The following is a 24073-nucleotide window of genomic DNA, read 5'->3' as shown; positions in this document are numbered from 1 at the left end:
GAGCAGCGTTCACGCATGATGGAGTACGACCAGCCGCTGGTGTGGGTGGTGTTGCTGCTCATGCTGTTCGGCATGGTCATGGTGTATTCGGCATCGATCGCCTTGCCCGACTCGCCCAAGTACGCGAACTACAAGACGGCGCATTTCCTGATCCGCCAGGCCATGTTCATCGGCGTCTCGCTGCTGGCCGGCCTGCTGGTGTTCCGCATCAAGATCGAGACCTGGCAAAAGCTGGCGCCGTATCTGTTCGTCGGTACGCTGATCCTGCTGGCGATGGTGCTGATCCCGGGCATCGGCAAGGGCGTCAACGGCGCCAAGCGCTGGCTGTCGTTCAAGGTGTTCAATCTGCAGCCGTCGGAATTGATGAAGCTGTTCATCGTGCTTTACGCCGCCGACTACACGGTGCGCAAGCAGGAAGTGATGCACAAGCTGACCAAGGGTTTCATGCCGATGACGCTGGCGGTGGGCGTGGTCGGTTTGCTGTTGCTGCTGGAGCCCGACCTCGGCGCCTTCGGCGTGATCGTCTGCATCGCCATGGGCATCCTGTTCTTGGGCGGCATCAACGGCGTCTGGTTCGGCGGCATCGGCGCCACGCTGGTGGGGATTTTTTCGCTGGTGATCATCTTGTCGCCATGGCGGCGGGAGCGGATTTTTGCCTACATGAATCCGTGGGTGGAAGAGAACGCGCTCGGCAAGGCCTATCAGTTGTCGCACTCGCTGATCGCCTTCGGTCGCGGCGAGCTGTTCGGCGTCGGACTCGGCGGCAGCGTGGAAAAATTGCACTATCTGCCGGAAGCGCATACCGACTTCCTGCTGGCCGTGATCGGCGAGGAACTCGGGTTTGCCGGCGTGCTGGTGGTGGTGCTGCTGTTCTACTGGCTGATCAAGCATGCCTTCGAAATCGGCCGCCAGGCGATCGCGCTGGACCTGACGTTCGCCGGCCTGGTCGCCAAGGGCATCGGCATCTGGATCGGCGTGCAGACCTTCATCAACATGGGCGTGAATCTCGGCTTGCTGCCGACCAAGGGTTTGACCTTGCCGCTGATGAGCTACGGCGGCTCGGGCGTGCTGATCAATTGCGTCGGCCTGGCGATCCTGCTGCGCATCGACTATGAAAACCGCGTGCTGATGCGGGGAGGGCGACTATGACGTCGACACATCAGCAAAAGAACAAGCGCCTGCTGATCATGGCAGCCGGCACCGGCGGACATATCTTCCCGGGCCTGGCGATCGCCGACACCATGCGTGCGCGCGGCTGGCAGGTTTCCTGGCTGGGCACGACGCACGGCATGGAGCGCGAGCTGGTGCCCAAGCACGGCGTCGAGATGGATTCCATCGTCTTCGCGGGTCTGCGCGGCAAGGGTCTTGCGCATACCGTCAAGGGTGTGTGGCGAATGATTGCAAGTTTCGGCGCGTGCTACGGGATCATCGGCAAGCGCCGGCCCGACGTGGTGCTGGGCATGGGTGGGTACGTGACGGTGCCGGGCGGTGCGATGGCGCGTCTGCGCGGTGTGCCGCTGGCGCTGGTCAATGCCGACGCCGCCTTGCTGCTGTCGAACAAGACGCTGGCGCCGCTGGCCGACAAGGTGTTGTTCGGTTTTCCTGCCGATTTCGGCAAGGCGGCCGCCAAGGCGGAAGTCACCGGCAATCCGGTGCGCAAGGAAATCCTGGCGCTGCCGTTGCCGGCGACGCGTTACGCCGCTCACGACGGCCCGCTGCGCATCCTGGTGGTGGGTGGCAGCCTGGGCGCAAAAGTATTGAATGAATGCGTGCCGGCTGCGCTGGCGAAACTGCCGCCGGATCAGCGTCCGCTGGTGACGCATCAGTCCGGCAAGCAGCATATCGACGCCTTGCGTGCGGCCTATGCGCAGGCGGGCGTTGATGCGGAAGTGGTGGATTTCATCGACGACATGCCGCGCCGCTACACCGACGCCGACCTGGTGATCTGCCGCGCCGGTGCGATCACCGTGTCGGAACTGACGGCGGCAGGTGTGGCCAGCGTGCTGGTGCCTTTGGTGGCGTCGACTACTTCGCATCAGCGCGACAACGCCAAATGGATGGCGCAAAACAAGGCGGCAGTGCATTTGCCGCAGACGGAACTGACGCCGGACAGCCTGGCGGCGTTGCTGCAAAAAATGGATCGGCCTGCCTGCCTGGAAATGGCGTTGGCGGCATATGAACAAGGCAGGCGCAACGCCAATGAGGCGATTGCGCAGGTGCTGGAAAGACTGGTAAAGCAATGAAACATCGGGTTAAAAATATTCACTTCGTCGGCATTGGCGGCTCAGGAATGAGCGGCATTGCCGAGGTCTTGCTGAATCTGGGCTACGGCGTGTCCGGCTCGGATCTGGGCAGCAACGCGGCCACGCAGCGCCTGGCGCAACTGGGTGCGCGCATCCTCTATGGCCATGCGGCCGAGAACATTGACAACGCCGACGCCATCGTCACCTCGACAGCGGTCAAGGGCGACAATCCGGAAGTGGTGGCGGCGCGCAAGAAACATATCCCCATCGTGCCGCGCGCGGTCATGCTGGGCGAACTGATGCGCCTGAAGCAGGGCATCGCGATTGCCGGTACGCACGGCAAGACCACTACCACCAGCCTGGTGGCGAGCGTGCTGGCGCAAGGCGGACTCGATCCGACTTTCGTCATCGGCGGCCGCCTGACCAGCGCCGGCGCCAACGCCAAGCTCGGCTCGGGCGACTTCATCGTGGCCGAGGCCGACGAGTCGGACGCATCTTTCCTGAATCTGACGCCGGTGATCGAAGTCATCACGAACATCGATGCCGATCACATGGAAACCTATAACCACGATTTCGCCAAGCTCAAGCAGGCCTTCGTCGAGTTCACCCAGCGCTTGCCGTTCTACGGCGTCGCAGTAGTGTGCCTGGACGATCCGCACGTGCGCGAAATCATGCCGATGATTTCCAAGCCTATCCTGACCTACGGCTTCCATGAAGACGCCGATATCCGCGCAATCGACGCCAAGGCCGTCGACGGCAAGATGGAATTCACCGTGATCCAGGATGGCTACGAGCCGATGCAGGTGAGCCTGAACCAGCCCGGCATGCACAACGTGCAGAACGCCTGCGCCGCCGTGGCAATTGCGCGCGAGCTCGATGTCGCTGACGCCGATACGCAAAAGGCGCTGACCGAATTCAACGGCGTCGGCCGCCGCTTCACGCGCTACGGCGACGTACAGCTGCAGGACGCCGCCGGCAAACCGGCCGGCTCCTTCACGCTGGTGGACGATTACGGCCACCATCCGGTCGAGACTGCAGCCACCATTTCCGCAGCGCGCGGCGCTTATCCGGGCCGTCGCCTGGTGCTGGCGTTCCAGCCGCATCGCTACACCCGTACGCGCGATTTGTTCGAAGATTTCGTCAAGGTGCTGTCGACAACCGACGTGCTGGTGCTGGCCGAAGTTTACGCCGCCGGCGAGCAACCGATTGTCGCCGCCGATGGCCGCGCGCTGGCGCATGCCTTGCGCGTGGCGGGCAAGGTCGAGCCGGTGTTCGTCGAAGACATCGCCGACATGCCGGCAACAATTCTGAATGTGGTGCGCGACGGCGACGTCGTCATGACCATGGGCGCCGGCTCCATCAGCGGCGTGCCGGCCAAGCTGGCGGCACAGGGTCAAGGTCAAGGACAGGGGGCGTGATGAATCAAATCAATCAAGCTGCCGGATTTGGCAAGGTCGGTGTGCTGTTCGGCGGTCGCTCCGCCGAGCGCGAAGTATCGCTGATGTCCGGCGCCGGTGTGCTCAAGGCACTGCGCAGCAAGGGCGTCGACGCGCATCCTTTCGATCCGGCCGAACGCAGCCTGGCGGAACTGGCGGCGGAGAAGTTCGACCGCGTGTTCATCGCGCTGCACGGTCGTTACGGCGAAGACGGCACGCTGCAAGGCGCGCTGGAGCAACTCGGCATTCCTTACACCGGTCCCGGCGTGATGGCGTCCTCGATCGCCATGGACAAGGTCATGACCAAGCGCATCTGGATCGGCCACGACTTGCCGACGCCGCGTTTCATCGTGCTCGACAGCGCCTCCACGCCGCGTGAAGAATTGCGCCAGGTGCCGGACGTGCTCGGCTTGCCGCTGATGCTGAAGGCGCCGCATGAAGGTTCGACCATCGGCATCGCCAAGGTGGCGGGCTATTCGGACATGCAGGAAGGTTTCGACCTGTGCGCGCAATACGACGCGGTGGTGCTGGCGGAAGAATTCGTCACTGGCCGTGAACTGACCGTGCCGGTGATGGGCAAGGGCACGAGCGGGGACAACAAGGCCAAAGCCTTCCCTGTCATCGAGATCCGCGCGCCGGAAGGCAACTACGACTATCAGCACAAGTATTTCACCGACGACACCAAGTACCTGTGCCCGGCACCGCTCGACGAAGCGCTGACGCAGCGTATCGAGGAACTGGCGGTGAAGGCCTACAACGCGCTCGGTTGCCGCGGCTGGTCGCGCGTGGACTTCATGCTGCGGGCCTCTGACAACGAACCGTTCCTGCTGGAGATCAACACCTCGCCGGGCATGACCGGACACTCACTGGTGCCGATGTCGGCCCGCCAGGCGGGGATGACGTATGAAGATTTGTGCTACGAGATTCTGAAATTCGCGGCGCTCGACCTGAAGCCGTCCGACGCGTGGAAATCGCATGCGTCGACAAATGTCAGCGACACCAACGCTTCGGACAAAGGATAAGGCGCAACAATGTGGCAAGACGTCAAGATGCTCAACGCAACCACCAACGCCCTGCTGGCGCTGGTGGCGTTGGCGTTGCTGGCGTCCGGACTGTGGTGGCTGGCGCAGCGGCCGATGTTTACGCTCAGGACGATACGCGTCGAAGGCGTGGCCGAAGAACAGTTGCGGCGCGTCAACCCGCTGACGATACGCGCCAGCGCGGTGCCGCGCATCAAGGGCAATTTCTTTACCGCCGACCTCGATGCGGTGCGTGCCGCGTTTGAGTCGGTGCCGTGGGTGCGCAAGGCGATGGTGCGGCGTGAATGGCCGAACAAGCTGATCGTGACGCTGGAAGAGCATCGCGCGCTTGGCACCTGGGGCGACGACGGCCGTTTGCTGTCGGTCAAGGGTGATGTATTTACCGCCAATCTGGCGGAGGCGGAAGACGACGGCGATTTGCTGGAGTTTGACGGACCGGTCGGCAGCGAGAAGGAAGTGGTGGCGCGCTTCGACCAGTTCCGCAACTGGTTCGCGCCGATCAAGCTGGAGCCGGAATCGGTCGCCTTGTCCAACCGCTATGCGTGGACAGTCAAGCTGGACAACGGTCTCACGGTGGAGCTGGGGCGTGCTGAAAGCGACGCCACGCTGAAGGAAAGAATTGCCAGGCTGGTCTCGGTCTATCCACAACTGGTGGATCGCCTGCAGGGGAAGAAGATTGAAAATGTCGACATGCGTTACCCGAACGGTCTGGCGCTGAAGGCGGATGGACTGGTACTGGCTGCATTGAACGGAAAGAAAAAATAAGCGGAACGATATGACAAAAGACGCAAAAAACCTGATCGTCGGTCTCGACATCGGCACCTCCAAGGTGGTGGCCGTGGTGGCGGAAGTATTGCAGGACGGACGCCACGAAGTGATCGGCCTGGGCCAGTCCGAATCCAAGGGATTGAAGAAGGGCGTGGTGGTCAACATCGAAGCCACGGTCGAATCGATCCAGCGCGCGCTCGAAGAGGCCGAGCTGATGGCCGACTGCAAGATCCGCAATGTCTACACCGGCATCGCGGGCAGCCATATCCGCAGCTTCAATTCGAGCGGCATGGTGGCGATCAAGGACAAGGAAGTCAGCGCCGCGGACGTGTCGCGCGTGATCGAAACCGCCAAGGCCGTCAACATCCCGACCGACCAGCAATTGCTGCATACCGTGCCGCAGGAATTCATCGTCGACAATCAGGAAGATGTGCGTGAACCAATCGGCATGAGCGGCATCCGACTCGAGGTAAAAGTGCACATCGTGACCGGCGCGGTGTCGGCGGTGCAGAACATTGTCAAGTGTGTACGTCGCTGTGGTCTGGAAGTATCGGATCTGATTTTGCAACCGATGGCTTCGGCCGATTCCGTGCTGACGCCGGATGAACGTGAACTGGGCGTGGTGCTGGTCGACATCGGCGGCGGCACCACCGACGTGGCGGTGTTTACCGAAGGCGCGATCCGTCACACCGCAGTGATCCCGATCGCCGGCGATCAGATCACCAACGACATCGCGATGGCCTTGCGCACGCCGACGCTGGAGGCGGAAGAAATCAAGCTGCGCTACGGCGTGGCCAAGCAGATCCTGGCGGATCCAACCGAGACGCTGGAAGTGCCGGGCCTAGGTGACCGCAATCCGCGCACCCTGTCGCGCCAGGCGCTGGCGGCAGTGATCGAGCCGCGTGTGGAAGAGTTGTTTGCATTGGTGCATCAGGTGGTGCGCGAGTCCGGTTACGAAGAGGTGCTGTCGTCTGGCATTGTCCTCACCGGCGGCTCCGCGATGATGCCGGGAATGATTGAGCTGGCGGAGGACATTTTCCTCAAGCCGGCCCGCCTGGGGACGCCGGAATACAGCGGGCAGTTGGCCGACGTGGTGCGCAGTCCACGCTATTCCACCGTATTGGGGTTGTTGTTGGAAGCGAAAAAGCAGTATCTGCGCGGGTACATCGTGACCCGTCAGGAAGGTTCGGTAAAGGCAATCTGGCAGCGTATGAAGGAATGGTTTCTAGGCAATTTTTAAGCGGTCGCATTATTCAGTTTTCAATGTTCAATTTGGTTTTTAGTTATTCAGTCTTCGGATCAGCAACACGCAGTTCTCAGTTGCTAGTCGTCACACCGCGTGATGCCTATCAACTGCAAGCTGCACATACATATATTTAAGGAGTCATCATGGAAATAAATATGCTCGACAATGCCACTCTCGGCACGATCATCAAGGTCGTGGGCGTGGGCGGTGCAGGCGGCAACGCGGTGCAACACATGATCAACAGAGGCGTGTCCGGTGTTGAGTTCATTGTGGCCAATACAGATGCGCAAGCACTGAAAATGTCGAAGGCCGACAACGTCATCCAGATCGGTGAAACCGGTCTGGGCGCAGGCATGCAGCCGCAAGTCGGCCGCCGTCTGGCGGAAGAAACCCGTTCGCGCATCGAAGATGCGCTGCGCGGTGCGCACATGGTGTTCATCGCCGCAGGCATGGGCGGCGGCACCGGCACCGGCGCTGCGCCGGTGGTGGCCGAAGTCGCCAAGTCGCTGGGCGCGCTGACGGTTGCGGTGGTCTCCAAGCCGTTCTCGTACGAAGGCCAGAAGTGCATGGATATCGCCGACCAGGGTCTGGAAGAACTGGGGCAGCATGTCGACTCCCTGATCATCATCCTGAACGAAAAGCTGGAAGAGATCTACGAAGATGACAGCATGATCGAATGGCTGGGTCATGCCGATGACGTGCTGAACAACGCCGTCGCCGGTATCGCTGAAATCATCAACGTGCCTGGTCACATCAACGTCGACTTCAACGACGTCAAGACCATCATGGGCGAGCAGGGCAAGGCCATGATGGGTACGGCCACCGCTTCCGGCATGGACCGCGCCCGCGTGGCGGCGGAGCAGGCAGTGGCATCGCCGCTGCTCGACGGTATCGATCTGTCCGGCGCGCGCGGCGTGCTGGTCAACGTGACCGCCAGCCGCAACCTGAAGGGCAAGGAAATCAAGGAAGTCATGGCAACCGTGCGCGCTTTCGCCGCTCCTGATGCATCGATCGCGCAAGGCATCGCGTACGACGACGCCATGGGCGACGACATCCGCGTGACTGTCGTGGCAACCGGCCTGGGCCGCAGCCGCAAGTCGGTGCAACTGGTGCAGACGCCGATGCTGCGCACCGGTACCCACAACGAACCGATGATGGCCGGCACCGGCACGATGAACAACGCCAACGGCGGCGCGCAAACCGGCGCAGCTTTCGGCGGCATGAAGGCGCCGGCGGTATGGCGTCGCGAGTCGGCTTCCGACACCGTGCGCGCGCTGGAAAAGAATGGCATGGAAACCTATGACATTCCGGCTTTCCTGCGCAAGCAAGCGGACTAAGCAACACCAGGCGTCGGTTGCCGTCCGTTTCGGCGGGCAGCAACCGACGTTGTAAACGGGCATACTATCGCCTGCGCGCCGCGCCTCCGAGCGCGGCGTTTTTTTGCCTGTGTTCCATGGCATCCCCGTATTCCCGAATTACTCACAAGAAGGAAATCATCATGACCATCAAAGTTGGCGATCGCCTGCCGGAAGGCGCCCTGGCTGAATTCATCGAGACCGAAACCGAAGGCTGCTCGCTCGGCCCGAACACGTTCAAGGTGTCCGATCTGGTCAAGGGCAAGAAGATTGCTCTGTTTGCACTGCCGGGCGCATTCACGCCGACCTGTTCGGCCAAGCACGTGCCGGGCTACATCCAGCACGCGGCAGAGTTCAAGGCCAAGGGCGTCGATGAAATCTGGTGCATCTCGGTCAACGACGCGTTCGTGATGGGCGCCTGGGGCCGCGAACAGAAAGCCGCCGGCGCCGTGCGCATGCTGGCCGATGGCAGCGCCACCCTGACCAAGGCGCTGGGCCTGGAATTCGACCTGACCGAAAAGGGCATGGGCGTACGCTCGCAGCGCTATTCGATGCTGGTCGAAGACGGCGTGGTCAAGCAACTGAACCTGGAAGCGCCAGGCAAGTTCGAAGTGTCGAACGCTGAGACCTTGCTGGGTCAGCTGGGCTGATCTGCAGTCGGTAGCAGTTCGCTCAGTTTGAGCGGAAAGGCGCGGAAGGCGGTCCGAAAGGGCTGTCTCCGCGCTTTTTTACGTTTTTTTGCAGTGCGGAACTTTTTTGCAACAGTATGCGAGCCGGCAGCAGGCCGGATGGCATCTTGGCTATAATGTCGGGATGTTAAAACAGCGCACCATCAAGAATCTCGTCCAGACCGTCGGCGTCGGTTTGCATTCCGGCACCAAGGTCGAACTGACCCTGCGTCCGGCGGCGGTCGACACCGGCATCATCTTCCGTCGCATCGATCTCGAGCCGGTCGTGGAATTCCCCGCGTCGGCCACCGGCGTGGGTGATACGCGCATGGCGTCGGTGTTGTCGAAGGACGGCGCGCGGGTTTCCACCGTCGAGCATCTGTTGTCGGCCTGCGCCGGCCTCGGCATCGACAATCTCTACATTGACCTGACCGCCGAAGAAATCCCGATCATGGACGGTTCGGCGTCGTCGTTTGTTTTCCTGTTGCAACAAGCGGGTTTGCAGGAACAGAACGCCGCCAAGAAATTCATCCGCGTGAAGAAGCCCGTGGAAGTGCGTGAAGGCGAAGGCGCCAAGGAGAAGTGGGCGCGCCTGGAACCGTACAACGGCTTCAAGCTCAAGTTTTTCATCGAATTCAACCATCCCGCAGTGGACGGCACCGGCCAGACCGCTGAAGTCGATTTCGCCATCGAGTCCTACGTCAAGGAAATCGCCCGCGCACGCACCTTCGGTTTCATGCAGGATGTCGAGACCTTGCGCGGCATGGGCCTGGCGCGCGGCGGCTCGTTCGAGAACGCGATCGTCATGGACGAATACCGCATCCTCAACGCCGACGGCTTGCGTTACGAGAATGAATTCGTGCGTCACAAGATCCTCGACGCCATCGGCGACCTGTACCTGATCGGCCATCCGCTGCTGGCCAGTTACAACGCCCACAAGTCCGGCCACGGCATGAACAACCAGTTGTTGCGCGCCTTGCTGGATCAGCCCGACGCGTATGACATCGTGACCTTCGACACGCTGGAGTCGGCGCCGCAGACGTATGTCATGCAGGCCAAGCAGGAGTGGGCGCTTAACTAAGTAACCAAGCGTTCAGCCCGGAGCCATCCCAGCCTCCCATCGCCCCCGCCGCGGTTCTTTCGCCAGAGCAAGAACAAGGCGGGGTTTCTTTCGGTTTTCTTCCTATTTGACGCCGGTGTTGCGGCGTACCATGTTCGCCAATGCAGCCTTCAAGGCCTGATTTTGCGGCGAGTCTTCCAGTGCGTCATTGAGCTCGGCGAATGAAGACACCGCCAGGTTCGGCAAAATCAGTTGCCGGCGCGGCGTCGGCGGCACCACGTAATTCTTGCCAACTTGTACTTTGATGCGGATTGCATTAACCTGCCATCCATCCTGGACGAGGCGTTCTTGCAACTTCGGCAACTGTTGCTTGAGCTTGGTTGCAAGCGCGGCATTGGGCATGCTCAATACCAGCTGGCCGCCTTCGAAATTCATGACGTCGCACGATTTGAAAATAGCCGGCAGAATCGCTGCACAACTTTTTTGCAGCGACGCCATGCGGGTAATGGCTGGCATCAGGGTCGCCATGGCATTATCCGCCCGCAAGAAATCTGTCGCGTCCCGCGGCCTGCGCCTCAGTTGCGCGGCCGAAGGGCCACGGCGATAAGGGGTAAATGTGGAGGCATACTTCATCTTTAAACCTTATCACATCTCCTCTCGTGCGGAGGAGAGACTAGGGAGTAAAGATGCAAATTATTCTGCTGCACCCGCGCTTCACGCGCGCCCGGTCGGTCACGCTGACTTCCAGGCATGTGGTGGCGGTGCTGTTGTTCCTGGTGGTGAGCATTGCAGCTTCGGCTGCGGGCCTGTCGTATCTGGTGCTGCGCCACGCCTCCGACGGCGACAGTTCGCCGATGCTGCACAAGCTGATGGTCTCGATGACGCAGCAGGAAGACGACCGCAAGGACAAATACCTGAAGGAAAACCTCGCCGTGATGGCGGTCAAGCTCGGTGAAATGCAAGCCCAGCTGATGCGCCTCGACGCGCTCGGCGAACGCGTGCAGGGCCTGGCCGGCGTGCGTCCGGAAGAATTCAACTTCAAGGACAAGCCGGGTCGCGGCGGCGTCGAGACGTCGTCCATCGGCGGCCCCGGCCGCGAGCTCGGCATGAGCGAGCTGCAAAAAATGCTGGACGCCTTGTCGGTCGATGTCGGCCATCGCGGCGATTACATGAATGCGGTGGAGTCGACGCTGATGAGCGACAAGATCAAGTCGCGCCTGCTGCCGACCAATCCGCCGGTCAACGTCGCCTACAACTCGTCGAGCTTCGGCTGGCGCCTCGATCCGTTCACCGGGCATAACGCGTTTCATGAAGGTCTCGATTTCCCAGCCTCGACCGGTACGCCCATCGTCGCAGCCGCAGCCGGCGTGGTGATCGCGGCGGAATACCATTACCAGTTCGGCAACATGCTGGAAATTGACCACGGCAACGACATCATCACGCGCTATGCACACGCCTCGCAGCTGTTCGTGAAGGTGGGCGACATCGTCAAGCGCGGCCAGCACGTGGCCGACATCGGCACCACCGGCCGTTCCACCGGACCGCACCTGCATTTCGAAGTGCGCATCCGCGGCGTGGCCCAGGATCCGCGCAAGTTCCTTGCTCTCGGCAGTCCCGGCGGCGGCCCCAAAGCGGCGCCGGTGTTCGTGGCCGGGCGCTGATCCGGCCTTGCTCCGCCAGGCATATTGAATCTTTGCGTCTCAGCCCAATCTATTGACAGTATTTCAGCGCGCACGCATTCAGGTGCACCGCAAAGATCGAAAGATCGCAAGAACATTGCATCCTGGAAATTAGCGTATCGCCATTGATGGCGGCCAAGCGTCTCAGTCATGTCTGTGCCCGGCTGGGGCACTGCCTCGGGCCGCTTGCATGCTAAAATCCAAGGTTTATTGGCCTCATTCCGGTTCCGTGCGGGCAAAACTGCCGCGCAGAGTCATTTTTCGGCGCTTTTTTAGAATCCAAGCATGTCATTACTGACCCAGATTTTCGGTAGCCGCAATCAGCGGTTGCTCAAACAATATCAAAAAATTGTCCGTCAAATCAATGCGCTCGAAGCGGACATCGAGAAACTGTCGGACGCCGAGCTGCAAGCCAAGACGCCGGAGTTCAAACAGCGCGTGGCAAGCGGCACCAAGCTCGACGACATCCTGCCGGAAGCTTTCGCAGTCTGTCGCGAGGCCAGCAAGCGCGTGCTCAAGATGCGTCACTTCGACGTCCAGTTGGTCGGCGGCATGGTGCTGCACTTCGGCAAGATCGCCGAAATGCGCACCGGTGAAGGCAAGACCCTGATGGCGACACTGCCGGCATACCTGAACGCCTTGTCGGGCAAGGGCGTGCACGTGGTCACCGTCAACGATTACCTGGCGCAACGCGATGCCGAATGGATGGGCAAGCTGTACGGCTGGCTCGGCTTGTCGACCGGCGTCAACCTGTCGCAGATGGAGCACGACCTCAAACAGGGCGCCTACGCTTCCGACATCACCTACGGCACCAACAACGAATTCGGTTTCGATTACCTGCGCGACAACATGGTGTTCGATGCGACCGATCGCGTGCAACGCGGCCTGAATTTCGCCATCGTCGATGAAGTCGACTCGATCCTGATCGACGAAGCGCGCACTCCACTGATCATTTCCGGCCAGGCCGAAAACCACACCGACCTATACCACAAGATCAACGGACTGCCGCCGCTGCTGACACTGCAGATCGGTGACGAAACGCCGGACGGCAAGGGCAAGGTCGAAGTCCCGGGCGATTACACCAAGGACGAAAAGGGTCATCAGGTCCTGCTGACCGAAGCCGGTCATGAACACGCCGAACAGATCCTGACCAACATGGGTCTGCTGCCGGAAGGCGCTTCGCTGTACGACGCTTCCAACATCTCGCTGGTGCATCACCTGTACGCCGCTCTGCGCGCCCACACGCTGTACCACAAGGATCAGCAATACGTGGTGCAGAACGGCGAAGTCGTGATCGTCGATGAATTCACCGGCCGCCTGATGACGGGTCGCCGCTGGTCCGATGGCCTGCATCAAGCCGTCGAAGCCAAGGAAGGCGTCAAGATCCAGAACGAGAATCAGACGCTGGCCTCGATCACGTTCCAGAACTATTTCCGCATGTACGGCAAGCTGTCCGGCATGACCGGCACCGCCGACACTGAAGCCTACGAATTCCAGGAAATCTACAACCTGGAAACTGTGGTGATTCCGCCGAACCGTCCAAGCGCCCGCAAGGATCGCCAGGATCAGGTCTACAAGACATCGCAAGAGAAGTACATGGCGATGGTCAAGGACATCCAGGATTGCTACGAGCGCGGCCAGCCGGTATTGGTCGGTACGACTTCGATCGAAAACTCCGAGCTGCTGTCAGGCATCCTGAACCAGTCCAAGCTGCCGCATAACGTCCTCAACGCCAAGCAACACGCGCGCGAAGCGGAAATCATTGCGCAGGCCGGCCGTCCCAAGATGATCACGATCGCCACCAACATGGCCGGTCGCGGTACCGACATCGTATTGGGCGGCAACGTCGAAAACCAGATCAAGATCATTGACGCCGATGCATCCCTGTCGGACGCCGACAAGGCAGCGCAAGCGCAAAAGCTGCACGACGAATGGCAGTCGCTGCACGACCACGTGGTCGGCGCCGGCGGCCTGCACATCATCGGCACCGAACGTCACGAATCGCGTCGCGTCGACAATCAGTTGCGCGGCCGTTCCGGTCGTCAGGGCGATCCGGGCTCCTCGCGTTTCTATCTGTCGCTGGACGACGCGCTGCTGCGCATCTTCGCCGGCGATCGCGTGCGCGCCATCATGGACCGTCTGAAGATGCCGGAAGGCGAACCGATCGAAGCCGGCATCGTCTCGCGTTCGATCGAATCGGCGCAGCGCAAGGTGGAAGCGCGCAACTTCGACATCCGCAAGCAATTGCTGGAATACGACGACGTCGCCAACGACCAGCGCAAGGTGATCTACCAGCAACGCAACGAGTTGTTGGAAGCCGCCGAAATGGAAGAGATGATCACTTCGCTGCGCGAAGGCGTGTTCACCGAAGCGTTCCGCACTCACGTGCCGGAAGAGTCGGTCGAAGAGCAATGGGACATCCCGGCGCTGGAAGCCGCCCTCGCCAACGAATGGCAACTGGCCGTGCCGCTCACGGCCATCCTGGAAGCCGAGCCGAACCTGACCGACGAAGAGTTGCTCGAACGCGTCCTGTCCGCTGCGGCAACGACGTACAAGGCCAAGGTCGACGTGGTCGGCACCGAAGCGTTCAGCGGTTTTGAGCGCAGCGTCATGCTGCAGAGCATCGACAGCCACTGGCGTGAACATCTGGCGGCGCTGGATCACCTGCGCCAGGGTATTCACTTGCGCGGCTATGCGCAAAAGAATCCGAAGCAGGAATACAAGCGCGAAGCGTTTGAGCTGTTCGCCCAGATGCTCGACCTGATCAAGAACGAAGTGATCAAGATCGTCATGACGGTGCGCATCGAAAGCCGTGAAGCCATCGAGGAAGCGGAAGAAAACCTGGCGCAGTCGCATGTCGAAAACGTGCATTACCAGCACGCCGATTTCGACGCCAACGCGGCGCCGGAAGAACTGCTGGCGCCGACCGCCAACGCCGCCTCCGACGACGAGACCCAGCAGCCGCTGGTCAATGGTCTGCCGAAGGTTGGCCGCAACGATCCATGCCCATGCGGCAGCGGCAAGAAGTACAAGCAGTGTCACGGCAAGCTGGCGTAAATTAGCGTCAGTTGCCGTCAAGCCGCTCCCGATTTTCGGAGCGGCTTTTTCTTTTGTTCTCCGTGCCGCGCCGAGGCTTAATGCCAATGCAGGCCGGTCCGTCGCGTGGACGACCTCGCGCCGGATTCCATCGATGGGGACGGCCCCGCAGCGTAAAGGAACAAGTGATGGCCTGGATCATTCTGGTATTGGCGGGTTTGTTTGAAGTGGCGTGGGCGGTCGGGCTGAAGTACACCGACGGCTTCACGCGCTTGTTGCCGAGCGTGGCGACGCTGGCCGCGATGGCCGTCAGCGTCGGTCTGCTGGCGCTGGCGGTGAAGACCCTGCCGCTCAGCACCGCTTATGCGATCTGGACCGGCATCGGCGCCGTCGGCGCGGTCATCCTCGGGATCGTGCTGTTCCATGAGTCGGCCTCGCCGGCGCGGTTGGCTTGCCTGGCGCTGATCATCGTCGGCATCATCGGTTTGAAAGTGGTTTCCCCGGAATGACAACATGACAAAGAAAGCAGCGATGCGCTTCCCGACAAACTCGTTCCGATTTCTTGCCGCCACGGCGGTGCTGCTGATGCTGGCTGCGTGCGGCAGTGCCCCTGTGACGCCGGCCGCTCCCGCGTTGGCCGTGCGTCAGGATGCACCGCCGCGCGCCGCCTTGCTGGCGGCGGCTGAAACCGAATGGTCGTTTTTCGATCGCCAGCAGATCGACATGCGCGGCGAATTCCTCAGCGCGCCGCGCCTGGGTTTGCTGGAAGATGAAGGTGAAGCGGTGCAGCGCGTCGGCATGTACTGGCAATCGGTGGGCAAGTCCTTCACCGGCGCCGACACCCAGCAGGCCTGGTCGGCGGCGTTCATTTCCTACCTGATGCAGGCGGCGGGGATTTCTTCCGATGACTTCCTGCCCAGCGATGTGCACTTCAACTACCTCAGTTATCTCAAGGCGCGCCAGAGCTTGCCGGCGCCGCTGTTCGTGCTGCGTCCGGCGGCGACCGAGCCGATCGCGCCGGGTGATCTGATCTGCGCGCCGCGCGACACCAACCAGGCGGCCACGCTGGACGATATTCGTCCTGGCTTGCCGGGGCATTGCGATCTTGTCTACGAAATCCATCCCGAGCGCGGCTGGGCCGGCGTGATCGGCGGCAACGTCTTCAATTCGGTATCGGAGTCGCTGATTCCCATCGACGCCAATGCACGGCTGCTGCCGCTGGCGCGACGACCCTGGTTCGTGGTTGCCAAGAATCTGATGCCGTAAAAATATTCCGGTCATCCGATCCGATTACAATAACGCTCTCCCGCATTCCCTTTCACCTTTAACGCTGACTAGACAACCATGGCCGTCAATTCTCCTCTTCCCGTTTCCGCCGATCTGAAACCCGTTGCCGGCATCGAGCTGGGCTACGCCGAAGCCGGCGTACGCAAGGCCAACCGCAAGGACTTGCTGGTCATGAAACTGGCGCCGGGCGCCACCATTGCCGGCGTGTTCACGCTCAACCGTTTCTGCGCCGCACCGGTGCAAGTGTGCAAGACGCATCTGGCGCAAGCCAGCGATGCCGCGCCTATCCGTGCGCTGGTGATCAACACCGGGAATGCCAACGCCGGCACCGGCGAAGAAGGCCTGGCGCGCGCCAACGCCACCTGTGCCGAGCTGGCCAGGCTGCTCGGCCTCAAGCCGGAGCAAGTGCTACCGTTCTCCACCGGTGTCATCCTCGAACCCCTGCCGGTCGATCGCATCACGGCAGGTTTGCCGGCGGCAATCGCCAACCTGAAGACCGACAACTGGTTCGCCGCCGCCGAATCCATCATGACCACCGACACCCAGCCGAAAGCAGCTTCGCGCACGCTGACCATAGCCGGCAAGAAAGTCGTCATGACCGGCATCAGCAAAGGCGCCGGCATGATCAAGCCGAACATGGCGACCATGCTCGGCTACCTGGCGTTCGACGCCAAAGTGCCGCAGGCGCTGCTGAACCAGTTGGTCAAGGATGCCGCGGATCAGTCGTTCAACTGCATCACCATTGACGGCGACACCTCGACCAACGACTCCTTCATGCTGATCGCCACCGGCGCCGGCGAACTGGAAATCACCAGCGCCGACAGCGCCGAGTACAAGGAACTGGCCGCCGCCGTGAGCGCGCTGTCGCAGAACCTCGCGCACCAGATCGTGCGTGACGGCGAAGGCGCCACCAAGTTCATCGAAGTTACCGTGGAAGACGGCAGCAGCGTCGAAGAGTGCCGCAAGATCGCCTACTCGATCGGCCACTCGCCGCTGGTCAAGACAGCCTTCTTCGCCTCCGATCCGAATCTGGGCCGCATCCTGGCAGCGATCGGCTATGCCGGCGTTGACGATCTCGACGTCTCCAAGCTGAACCTTTACCTGGACGACGTCTGGGTCGCCAAGAACGGCGGCCGCAATCCGGACTACAAGGAAGAAGACGGCCAGCGCGTCATGAAGAAGAGCGAGATCACGGTGCGCGTGAAGCTGGCGCGCGGTACGGCCAAGGCGTCGATCTGGACCTGCGACCTGTCCCACGAGTATGTAACCATCAACGCCGACTACCGCTCCTGAATTCGTTCATAAGCTACTGCGCGACTCAATCTCGGCGCTGTGATGCTCGCCGTACTTCAGTACGGCTGCGCTTCTCGCACCGACCTTGAGCCGCTCGCTACGCTTCTGAACGAATTCAGAGCCTGAGATGCTTTTTAGTTGAACGGCTTTCGATTCTCACGAATTTTATTCACGCGGGGCGGATCGGGTTTCCGTCACAATGTGAGCTGTCGTTTTCTTGATTTCTTGATCCACTTCGCCCACTTGTCATGACTCAATTAGATCAGTTTCTTCAGCGCGCCGAGGCCTTGCTGGCCCGTATCGAATCCATCCTGCCGCAGTCGGCGACGTCGGTGGAGTGGGACAAGGGCGTGGCGTTTCGCTGGCGCCGCCGCAATGGCAACAACGGCGGCGGTTACCTGCAGTCGGTCGGCCATATCTCCCTCATCGCCTTGTCCGACCTGCATAACATCGGGCCGCAAAAGGAGCAGATCGACCAGAACACCAAACAGTTCGTCGACGGCCGTCCGGCCAACAACGTGCTGCTGACCGGTGCGCGCGGCACCGGCAAGTCTTCGCTGATCAAGGCTTGCCTGAACCAGTACGCCGATCGCGGCCTGCGCCTGATCGAGGTGGACAAGGACGACCTGCACGACCTGCCCGATATCGTCGACCTGGTATCGGCGCGTCCGGAACGCTTCATCATCTTCTGCGATGACTTGTCCTTCGAAGAAGGCGAGAACGGCTACAAGGCGCTCAAGGTGGCGCTAGACGGCAGCATCGCGGCGCAGTCCGACAACGTGCTGATCTACGCGACCTCCAATCGTCGCCACCTGATGCCCGAGCGCATGTCGGACAACTCGACCTACACCCACACCGACGACGGCGACCTGCATCCGGGCGAAACGGTGGAAGAGAAGATTTCCCTGTCCGAGCGTTTCGGCCTGTGGGTGACCTTTTATCCGTTCAAGCAGGACGACTATCTCGAGATCGTGGCCCACTGGCTGCGTCATTTCGGCTGCGACGCTGCCCAGATCGAATCGGCGCGCGGTGACGCCCTGCGCTGGGCCCTGCAGCGCAGCTCGCGCTCGGGTCGTGTGGCGTGGCAGTTCTCCAAGGATTACGCCGGAAAGCTGAAAGCTTAGAGCGTGTTATGGACTATTTCCACCCCCGCGTTCGGATGAAAAGGGATGCAGTGCAAGGCGCGGTGCGCCGCGCAGGGTGGTTCCCTGCGCAAGCGCCGCAACGCCGCAATGCACCCTTTTCATCTGAACCCTCCGGGCAGCGCCGGGAACGGGCCGCCTGCGGCGTTGCTCCTTCGTGCCGTAGCACCGCTACGGCGTGTCGTCGCGCCTTGCATCCAACCCGTTCCCGGCACTGCGCGGGGGCGGAAATAGTCCATAACACGCTCTCATGACGCTTGCTACAGAGGCAACCCCGCCGATCGACGTCGCCGTCGGCATCCTGATGAAGCCGAACGGCGATGTCCTGCTGGGACAGCGTCCCGAAGGCAAGCCGTACGCCGGTTACTGGGAGTTTCCCGGCGGGAAGGTCGAAGCCGGCGAGTCGGTGCTGGATGCGCTCAAGCGCGAGTTTCTGGAAGAACTGGGAATTGAAGTGGTGTCGGCCGAAGCCTGGTGCGGCGTGCAGCACATTTATCCGCACGCCCACGTGCGTTTGCATTTTTACATCAGCCGGGACTGGCGCGGGGAGCCGCAAAGCCTTGAGGGGCAAGCGTTTGCTTGGCAGGGCAGCGTGGATGTCGCGCCGTTGCTGCCGGCCACGATTCCGTTGATCGAGTGGATCGACAAGCTGCGGCTGCCGGTCTGACCGGCGCGGGTTTGTCTGCTGGAGTCTGAATCTGAATCTGACTACGGGAGTCTGACTACTGGACGGAGGAATTGTCCTCGTCCGGTTCCTGCGGCAGGTTGACGGCGGGGATCGCGTATTTTTCTTCGGCCCATGCGCCGAGATCGATTTGTTTGCAGCGGTCCGAGCAAAACGGCCGGAATTTATTCTTTTCGGTCCATTCCACCTTGGTGCCGCAAGTGGGGCAGTCTACGATTGTTGCCATGACGTCTACCTGAGTTCTATCTGAATCTTTTACTTAAAATCCGCACAACGCCAGTTCGAACGGCACTTCGCCTTCGAAAGGCTTGGGTTTCATGTCGCCGTCCTGGGAAGTGAAGCGCACCCACAGCATGTATTTGTTGGCCGAGATCTCGGGGATCGCGCCCATCTCTTCATCAAGCACCAGACGCAACATCTGATAGATCTTCCCTTGCAGCATCTGCTGGTAACTTCCGCCTTCTGCGTTGATTTTGACCGGCTGTCCCGATTCGCGCAGCAGTCGCATGACGATGCCGACAGCGTCGAACAACGGCACCAGCGGTGCAAACCAGTTGGAAATGTCGGTGAAACGCTGCTGCGCCGTGCGTTTTTGCCAGGCGTAGTAAGACGGCAAGTCGAATTCGCAGGCGCCGCCAGGAATGATGGTGCGGCCGCGGATACTCATCAACCACTCGTTTTCGCGGATATTCTGGCCGGTCCGGCCTTGCGAGGCCGCCAAAGCGGCGCTGGCGCGGTCGACTTCGCTCAGGATGGCGTTGAGCATCTCGGCTTCGACGTTGGGATTGGATTGGTAGGCCAGCAGGATTTGCTTCTGGCGTTCCAGTTCTTGCAGCAGATCGGATTTGAGGTCGGCGCGTCCAGCCACTTCGAGCATCTCGAAAATGGTGGAGAGGGCGACATGATGTTGCAGCGGGCTTTCCTGATGCAGGAAGAACACGAACTTCTCGTGCAAATCCTCCAACCGCAACAGCGTGCGAATACGCTCGTTGAAAGGGTATTCGTAAACGATCAAAGCTGCGTCCCTTTAAAGTTGAATCGGATTCGACAACGCGCTTTATGAATATGTCTTCAACGATTGCAGAATGTTGAAGATATTGCAGATATTGAGAAAACGCGCGTTCAATTTACGTGATTCTGACCCATGCAGAGGAAAATTACAAATGCCCATCGCGATTTGTTTTCGCCAGCGACAGATAGAGCGCGTGCAGGCGCTCGATTTGGGGCAAGAGTGCGGCGGTGTCGCCATTGTTTTCGATGATGTCATCGGCGGCGGCGAGCCGTTCGGCGCGCGTCGCCTGAGCCGCCATGATGGCTTCGACCTGCGCGCGCGTCATGGCGTTGCGCTGCATGACGCGCGCGATCTGGACGTCTTCGCTGCAATCGACAACGAGGATGCGCGAGGTGCGCGTACGCCATTGCTGCGACTCGACCAGCAGCGGCACTACGAAGATCAGGTAATCGCCGCGCGCCTCTTGTGCAGCGCGTGCTGTCTCGCTGCGGATCAGCGGATGCAGGACGGCCTCCAGCCGCTTGCGCGCGCCGGCGTCGGCGAACACATGGGCGCGCATGCGGGCGCGGTCCATGGCGCCGTCGGCGCCGATGAAGTCGTCGCCGAATGTTGCACGGATGGCGTCAATCGCTGCACCGCCCGGCGTGGTCAGCTGATGGGCGATTGCGTCGGTGTCGATCAGCGCGGCGCCGCGTTCGCCGAACAGATTGGCGACGGTGGTCTTGCCGCTGCCGATGCCGCCGGTCAGGCCGATCGAAAACGGTGTCGCGCCGGCGGTGGAGGAAATATCGTTCATCAATAAAGTCCAAACAGCAGCAGGGATTTGCCGTACAGCAGCATCAGCACGCCGCCCAGCGCCAGATACGGGCCGAACGGAATGGTCTGGTCCTTGCTGTGCTTGCGCAGAATGACCATGCCGATACCGACCACGGCGCCGGTGCAGGACGCCAGCACCAGGATCAGGGGCAGCGCCTGCCAGCCGAGCCAGGCGCCGAGCGCCGCCAGCAGCTTGAAGTCGCCGTAGCCCATGCCTTCCTTGCCGGTGGCCAGCCTGAAGATCCAGTAAATGCTCCAGAGTACAAGATAACCGGCCGCTGCGCCCATCACTGCATCGGCCAGCGGCACGAAGGCGCCAGCCAGGTTGACCAGCAGGCCCAGCCACAGCAGCGGCAGCGTCAGGCTGTCGGGCAGCAACTGGGTGTGGGCGTCGATGAAGCCCAGGGCAATCAGGAAAGAGACGAAGGCCAGCGCGGCGAGGCCTTCCAGGCCCAAGCCGAAATGCCAGGCCGTCAGCGCCGACAGCAGCGCGGTGAAGATTTCCACCGCTGGATAGCGGCGCGAGATGGCTGAACCGCACGCGGCGCAGCGGCCGCGCAGCAACAGATAGCCGAACAGCGGAATATTGTGTCGGGGCGCGACCGGCGCGGCGCAATGCGGGCAGGCCGAACGCGGCGTCCACAGGTTGTAACGCTCGCCGTGCGGCAGGCTGCGACCGGCTTCGGTGGCCAGGTAGTTCTCGGCTTCCCGCTGCATCATCCGCGGCAACCGATGGATCACGACGTTGAGGAAGCTGCCGATCAGCAGTCCTGCGCAAGCGGCCAGTGCGGCCGTCGTGGCGTTGCCGCCGTGCGCGTCGGCAAGAGTCAGCAGTTCGAACATCAGATAACGGATCCCAGTTTGAAAATAGGCAAGTACATTGCAATCACCAGGCCGCCGATGACGACGCCCAATACCAGCATGATAAAGGGTTCCATCAGTGTGGAGATGGCGGCGACCGCTTCATCGACCTCGATTTCGTAAAAATCGGCGACTTTGGCCAGCATCTGGTCGAGCGCGCCGGATTCTTCGCCGATGGCGACCATCTGTCCGACCAGCTCGGGGAACACGCTGGTACGCTCGATTGCCGCCGCCAGGCTGGCGCCGTCGCCGACATCGTGACCGATGGCAGCGGTGGCTTCGGCATAGACTGCGTTGGCGGCCGCGCCGCGCACAGATACGAGTGCATCGACCAGCGGCACGCCGGCGGCAAACAGCGTCGCCAGCGTGCGGCTCCAGCGCGCCAGCGCCGCCTTGCGCACGATATTGCCAAATACCGGCAGGCGCAGCAGCCAGCGGTCCGTCCGGGCTCGCAAGGCCGGCGATCTGCGCCAGGCCCGTATCAGCCAGGCGCCGGCGCCACCGATCGTGGTGATCAGCATCCACCAGTACTTCGTCAGGAAATCCGAGATCGCGATGACGATCAGCGTCGGTAGCGGCAATGCGGCGCCGAAGCTGCCGAATACTTCCTTGAACGACGGCACCACCCAGATCATGATGATGGACGTCACCAGCACGGCGAACGCCACGATGGCGACCGGATAGACCAGCGCGGCGCGTACCTTGCTGCGCGTGGCCAGCGTCTTTTCCTTGTAATGGGCGAGGCGCGCGAGCAGCTCGTCGAGCAGGCCGGCTTGCTCTCCGGCCGCGACCAGGTTGCAATACAGCGCATCGAACTGGCGCGGATGGCGGCCGAATGCCTGGTGCAGGCCGCTGCCGCCTTCGACCTCGGTGCGCAGTCCGGCCACCAGTCGCGCCAGCGCCGGATTGGCCTGGCTGCGCGCGACGATGTCGAAGGCCTGCAGCAACGGCACGCCGGCCTTGAGCATGGTCGCCAGCTGCCGCGTGAACAGCGCGATGTCCTTCTCGCTGATGTGCTTGTCGCGCTGTACGCTTTTCTTGCGGATCGATGCCGCCTGGATGCCTTGGCGTCGCAGCATCGCGCCGACCAGCGCCGGACCGCCGGCGCGCATCTCGCCGCGTGCGGGTTTGCCTTGGCGGTCGCGGCCCTCCCAGGCATAGAGTTCGTCGCGTGCCGTCGTCATGCAGAGGCGTCCGGCGACATTGTCACAGATTGGTGCATGCGAGAATCTCCTCCAAGCTGGTCAGGCCCTCGCGCACTTTTTGCAGGCCAGCCTGGCGCAGCGTGAGCACGCCTTCGCGCACCGCCTGCGCTTCGATGTCGGGCGCCGTGGCGTGGGCCAGGATCAGGCTTTCAATGGCCTCGCTGATCGGCATGACTTGGTAAATCCCGATGCGTCCCTTGTAGCCGGTGCCGCCGCAGCGTCGGCAGCCGGCCGCGCGATGCGGGGTCCAGCCGCCATTCAGGTCTGCCGTACCGAAACCGGCTTCGCGCAGCGCCTGTACGGGAATGTCCGCCGGCTGCTTGCAGGCGCACAGCCGGCGCGCCAGCCGTTGTGCGGTGATCATGATCACCGACGAGGCCACGTTGAAGGCCGGCACGCCCATGTTCATCAGGCGCGTGAGCGTCGACGGCGCGTCGTTGGTATGTAGCGTGGAGAACACCAGATGCCCCGTCTGCGCCGCCTTGACGGCGATGTCGGCGGTCTCGAGGTCGCGGATCTCACCCACCATGATCACGTCCGGATCCTGGCGCAGGAAGGCGCGCAGTGCGATCGGGAAGGTCAGCCCGGCGCGCTGGTTGACATTGACCTGGTTGATGCCGGGCAGGCTGATTTCAGCCGGGTCCTCGACCGTGGAAATATTGGTGCCGGGCTGGTTCAGGATGCTGAGGCAACTGTACAACGACATCGTCTTGCCCGAACCGGTCGGGCCGGTCATCAGCACCATGCCGTAAGGCCGGCGGATCGCCTGCAGCAGCAGTTCCTTCTGTGCGGCGTCGTAGCCGAGCGTGTCGATGCCCAGTTGGGAGCGGCTGGCGTCGAGGATGCGCATGACGATCTTCTCGCCGAACAGCGTCGGCAGCGTCGACACGCGGAAGTCGATGGCGCGCGTCGACGACAGCGCCAGCTTCATGCGGCCGTCCTGCGGCACGCGCTTTTCAGCGATGTCGAGACCGGAGATGATCTTGATGTGCGAGGCCAGCTTGTCCCTCATCGACAGCGGCGGCTCGACCATGTCGCGCAACTGGCCGTCGATGCGGAAGCGGATGCGGCAATGCTTTTCAAACGGTTCGAAATGCAGGTCCGAGGCGCCGAGGTTGATGGCGTCGAGCAGGATTTTTTGCAGATAATTGACGGCGGAGACGTCGTCGAAGTCAGGGACGGGCGTAGACGCGGAGGCAAGTGCAGAAGCGCGCTGGAGCATGGTGACGGTGCCGGCAAGA

Annotated in this window: 22 protein-coding genes and 1 pseudogene; 16 read left to right on the top strand and 7 right to left on the bottom strand. The window is 61.7% G+C overall.

Annotated features, from left to right (window positions below):
* The first annotated feature begins 15 nt into the window (after positions 1-15).
* From ftsW to lpxC, 9 genes are all read left to right on the top strand, one after another.
* Positions 16-1149: a putative lipid II flippase FtsW gene (gene ftsW / locus E4P32_RS18400; RefSeq protein WP_233526738.1), complete on the top strand. Its 1134-nt coding sequence runs from the start codon at positions 16-18 to the stop codon at positions 1147-1149.
* Positions 1146-2243: an undecaprenyldiphospho-muramoylpentapeptide beta-N-acetylglucosaminyltransferase gene (gene murG / locus E4P32_RS18395; protein ID WP_116435744.1), complete on the top strand. Its 1098-nt coding sequence runs from the start codon at positions 1146-1148 to the stop codon at positions 2241-2243. Before ftsW ends, murG begins: the two co-directional genes overlap by 4 nt.
* A complete protein-coding gene (gene murC, locus E4P32_RS18390; protein WP_116435743.1) occupies positions 2240-3661 on the top strand; it encodes a UDP-N-acetylmuramate--L-alanine ligase in 1422 nt (473 codons plus the stop codon). The genes murG and murC overlap by 4 nt, the downstream gene beginning before the upstream one ends.
* A complete protein-coding gene (locus E4P32_RS18385) occupies positions 3661-4701 on the top strand; it encodes a D-alanine--D-alanine ligase (protein ID WP_116435742.1) in 1041 nt (346 codons plus the stop codon). Before murC ends, E4P32_RS18385 begins: the two co-directional genes overlap by 1 nt.
* 9 nt (positions 4702-4710) lie before the next feature.
* Entirely contained in the window at positions 4711-5484 is a 774-nt protein-coding gene (locus tag E4P32_RS18380; RefSeq protein ID WP_116435741.1) for a cell division protein FtsQ/DivIB, read from the top strand.
* Between the two features lie 10 nt (positions 5485-5494).
* A complete protein-coding gene (ftsA, locus tag E4P32_RS18375; RefSeq protein ID WP_007878109.1) occupies positions 5495-6727 on the top strand; it encodes a cell division protein FtsA in 1233 nt (410 codons plus the stop codon).
* 149 nt (positions 6728-6876) lie between these two features.
* Positions 6877-8070, top strand: coding sequence for a cell division protein FtsZ (gene ftsZ / locus E4P32_RS18370; protein WP_116435740.1), 1194 nt, complete (start codon positions 6877-6879; stop codon positions 8068-8070).
* Positions 8071-8231: 161 nt separating this feature from the next.
* The gene (locus E4P32_RS18365) at positions 8232-8738 is read left to right on the top strand and encodes a peroxiredoxin (protein WP_116435739.1); all 507 of its coding nucleotides are present in this window, start codon (positions 8232-8234) and stop codon (positions 8736-8738) included.
* A gap of 163 nt (positions 8739-8901) precedes the next feature.
* Positions 8902-9837, top strand: coding sequence for a UDP-3-O-acyl-N-acetylglucosamine deacetylase (lpxC, locus tag E4P32_RS18360; RefSeq protein WP_116435738.1), 936 nt, complete (start codon positions 8902-8904; stop codon positions 9835-9837).
* A 102-nt stretch (positions 9838-9939) separates the two neighbouring features.
* On the opposite strand, the gene E4P32_RS18355 is transcribed toward lpxC, so the two are convergent.
* Positions 9940-10449, bottom strand: a complete 510-nt coding sequence (locus tag E4P32_RS18355; RefSeq protein ID WP_116435737.1) for a DciA family protein — start codon at positions 10447-10449, stop codon at positions 9940-9942.
* A 53-nt stretch (positions 10450-10502) separates the two neighbouring features.
* Here E4P32_RS18355 and E4P32_RS18350 point away from each other — a divergent pair, with 53 nt between their 5' ends.
* The 7 genes from E4P32_RS18350 (at position 10503) to E4P32_RS18320 (ending at position 18920) form a co-directional block, all read left to right on the top strand.
* Positions 10503-11477, top strand: coding sequence for a M23 family metallopeptidase (locus tag E4P32_RS18350; protein WP_116435736.1), 975 nt, complete (start codon positions 10503-10505; stop codon positions 11475-11477).
* Positions 11478-11780: 303 nt separating this feature from the next.
* Complete coding sequence (gene secA / locus E4P32_RS18345) at positions 11781-14552, top strand: preprotein translocase subunit SecA (RefSeq protein ID WP_116435735.1); 2772 nt, start codon at positions 11781-11783, stop codon at positions 14550-14552.
* A 167-nt stretch (positions 14553-14719) separates the two neighbouring features.
* Positions 14720-15040 (top strand): quaternary ammonium compound efflux SMR transporter SugE, encoded by a 321-nt coding sequence (gene sugE / locus E4P32_RS18340; protein ID WP_029363820.1) that lies wholly within the window; start codon positions 14720-14722, stop codon positions 15038-15040.
* A gap of 76 nt (positions 15041-15116) precedes the next feature.
* A complete protein-coding gene (locus tag E4P32_RS18335) occupies positions 15117-15797 on the top strand; it encodes a DUF2272 domain-containing protein (protein WP_233526736.1) in 681 nt (226 codons plus the stop codon).
* Positions 15798-15875: 78 nt separating this feature from the next.
* The gene (gene argJ / locus E4P32_RS18330; protein ID WP_116435734.1) at positions 15876-17111 is read left to right on the top strand and encodes a bifunctional glutamate N-acetyltransferase/amino-acid acetyltransferase ArgJ; all 1236 of its coding nucleotides are present in this window, start codon (positions 15876-15878) and stop codon (positions 17109-17111) included.
* Between the two features lie 248 nt (positions 17112-17359).
* A complete protein-coding gene (locus tag E4P32_RS18325; RefSeq protein WP_116435733.1) occupies positions 17360-18235 on the top strand; it encodes an ATP-binding protein in 876 nt (291 codons plus the stop codon).
* Between the two features lie 268 nt (positions 18236-18503).
* On the top strand, positions 18504-18920 hold the full coding sequence (locus E4P32_RS18320; protein ID WP_116436637.1) for an NUDIX domain-containing protein: 417 nt from the start codon (positions 18504-18506) through the stop codon (positions 18918-18920).
* 55 nt (positions 18921-18975) lie between these two features.
* On the opposite strand, the gene yacG is transcribed toward E4P32_RS18320, so the two are convergent.
* The 6 genes and pseudogenes from yacG to E4P32_RS18290 form a co-directional block, all read right to left on the bottom strand.
* Complete coding sequence (gene yacG / locus E4P32_RS18315; protein ID WP_116436636.1) at positions 18976-19164, bottom strand: DNA gyrase inhibitor YacG; 189 nt, start codon at positions 19162-19164, stop codon at positions 18976-18978.
* A 33-nt stretch (positions 19165-19197) separates the two neighbouring features.
* Complete coding sequence (gene zapD / locus E4P32_RS18310) at positions 19198-19953, bottom strand: cell division protein ZapD (protein ID WP_116436635.1); 756 nt, start codon at positions 19951-19953, stop codon at positions 19198-19200.
* 142 nt (positions 19954-20095) lie between these two features.
* Entirely contained in the window at positions 20096-20746 is a 651-nt protein-coding gene (coaE, locus tag E4P32_RS18305; RefSeq protein WP_116436634.1) for a dephospho-CoA kinase, read from the bottom strand.
* Positions 20746-21609 carry an A24 family peptidase gene (locus tag E4P32_RS18300; protein ID WP_116436633.1) on the bottom strand — a complete coding sequence of 288 codons (864 nt, stop codon included), beginning with the start codon at positions 21607-21609 and terminating at the stop codon, positions 20746-20748. Before E4P32_RS18300 ends, coaE begins: the two co-directional genes overlap by 1 nt.
* On the bottom strand, positions 21609-22811 hold the full coding sequence (locus tag E4P32_RS18295; RefSeq protein WP_116436632.1) for a type II secretion system F family protein: 1203 nt from the start codon (positions 22809-22811) through the stop codon (positions 21609-21611). The genes E4P32_RS18300 and E4P32_RS18295 overlap by 1 nt, the downstream gene beginning before the upstream one ends.
* Before the next feature lie 22 nt (positions 22812-22833).
* A pseudogene (locus tag E4P32_RS18290) lies at positions 22834-23985 on the bottom strand (ATPase, T2SS/T4P/T4SS family); the annotation flags it as partial.
* Positions 23986-24073: the final 88 nt, after the last annotated feature.

Origin of the sequence: Herbaspirillum sp. 3R11, from assembly GCF_004563925.1 — a bacterium.
Taxonomy (GTDB): Bacteria; Pseudomonadota; Gammaproteobacteria; order Burkholderiales; family Burkholderiaceae_D; genus Herbaspirillum.
The sequence above is the reverse complement of the archived record's forward strand: the minus strand, read 5'-3'. Positions and strand labels throughout refer to the sequence as shown.

Excerpts from the sequence above, each read along its gene's own strand:
- argJ (WP_116435734.1), top strand. The coding sequence starts at position 15,876 with ATGGCCGTCAATTCTCCTCTTCCCGTTTCCGCCGATCTGAAACCCGTT.
- ftsW (WP_233526738.1), top strand. The coding sequence starts at position 16 with ATGATGGAGTACGACCAGCCGCTGGTGTGGGTGGTGTTGCTGCTCATG.
- ftsZ (WP_116435740.1), top strand. The coding sequence starts at position 6,877 with ATGGAAATAAATATGCTCGACAATGCCACTCTCGGCACGATCATCAAG.
- E4P32_RS18295 (WP_116436632.1), bottom strand. The coding sequence starts at position 22,811 with ATGACGACGGCACGCGACGAACTCTATGCCTGGGAGGGCCGCGACCGC.
- E4P32_RS18380 (WP_116435741.1), top strand. The coding sequence starts at position 4,711 with ATGTGGCAAGACGTCAAGATGCTCAACGCAACCACCAACGCCCTGCTG.
- E4P32_RS18325 (WP_116435733.1), top strand. The coding sequence starts at position 17,360 with ATGACTCAATTAGATCAGTTTCTTCAGCGCGCCGAGGCCTTGCTGGCC.
- E4P32_RS18355 (WP_116435737.1), bottom strand. The coding sequence starts at position 10,449 with ATGAAGTATGCCTCCACATTTACCCCTTATCGCCGTGGCCCTTCGGCC.
- yacG (WP_116436636.1), bottom strand. The coding sequence starts at position 19,164 with ATGGCAACAATCGTAGACTGCCCCACTTGCGGCACCAAGGTGGAATGG.
- sugE (WP_029363820.1), top strand. The coding sequence starts at position 14,720 with ATGGCCTGGATCATTCTGGTATTGGCGGGTTTGTTTGAAGTGGCGTGG.
- murC (WP_116435743.1), top strand. The coding sequence starts at position 2,240 with ATGAAACATCGGGTTAAAAATATTCACTTCGTCGGCATTGGCGGCTCA.
- secA (WP_116435735.1), top strand. The coding sequence starts at position 11,781 with ATGTCATTACTGACCCAGATTTTCGGTAGCCGCAATCAGCGGTTGCTC.
- coaE (WP_116436634.1), bottom strand. The coding sequence starts at position 20,746 with ATGAACGATATTTCCTCCACCGCCGGCGCGACACCGTTTTCGATCGGC.
- E4P32_RS18365 (WP_116435739.1), top strand. The coding sequence starts at position 8,232 with ATGACCATCAAAGTTGGCGATCGCCTGCCGGAAGGCGCCCTGGCTGAA.
- lpxC (WP_116435738.1), top strand. The coding sequence starts at position 8,902 with ATGTTAAAACAGCGCACCATCAAGAATCTCGTCCAGACCGTCGGCGTC.
- ftsA (WP_007878109.1), top strand. The coding sequence starts at position 5,495 with ATGACAAAAGACGCAAAAAACCTGATCGTCGGTCTCGACATCGGCACC.
- murG (WP_116435744.1), top strand. The coding sequence starts at position 1,146 with ATGACGTCGACACATCAGCAAAAGAACAAGCGCCTGCTGATCATGGCA.
- E4P32_RS18350 (WP_116435736.1), top strand. The coding sequence starts at position 10,503 with ATGCAAATTATTCTGCTGCACCCGCGCTTCACGCGCGCCCGGTCGGTC.
- E4P32_RS18385 (WP_116435742.1), top strand. The coding sequence starts at position 3,661 with ATGAATCAAATCAATCAAGCTGCCGGATTTGGCAAGGTCGGTGTGCTG.
- E4P32_RS18300 (WP_116436633.1), bottom strand. The coding sequence starts at position 21,609 with ATGTTCGAACTGCTGACTCTTGCCGACGCGCACGGCGGCAACGCCACG.
- E4P32_RS18335 (WP_233526736.1), top strand. The coding sequence starts at position 15,117 with ATGCTGGCTGCGTGCGGCAGTGCCCCTGTGACGCCGGCCGCTCCCGCG.
- E4P32_RS18320 (WP_116436637.1), top strand. The coding sequence starts at position 18,504 with ATGACGCTTGCTACAGAGGCAACCCCGCCGATCGACGTCGCCGTCGGC.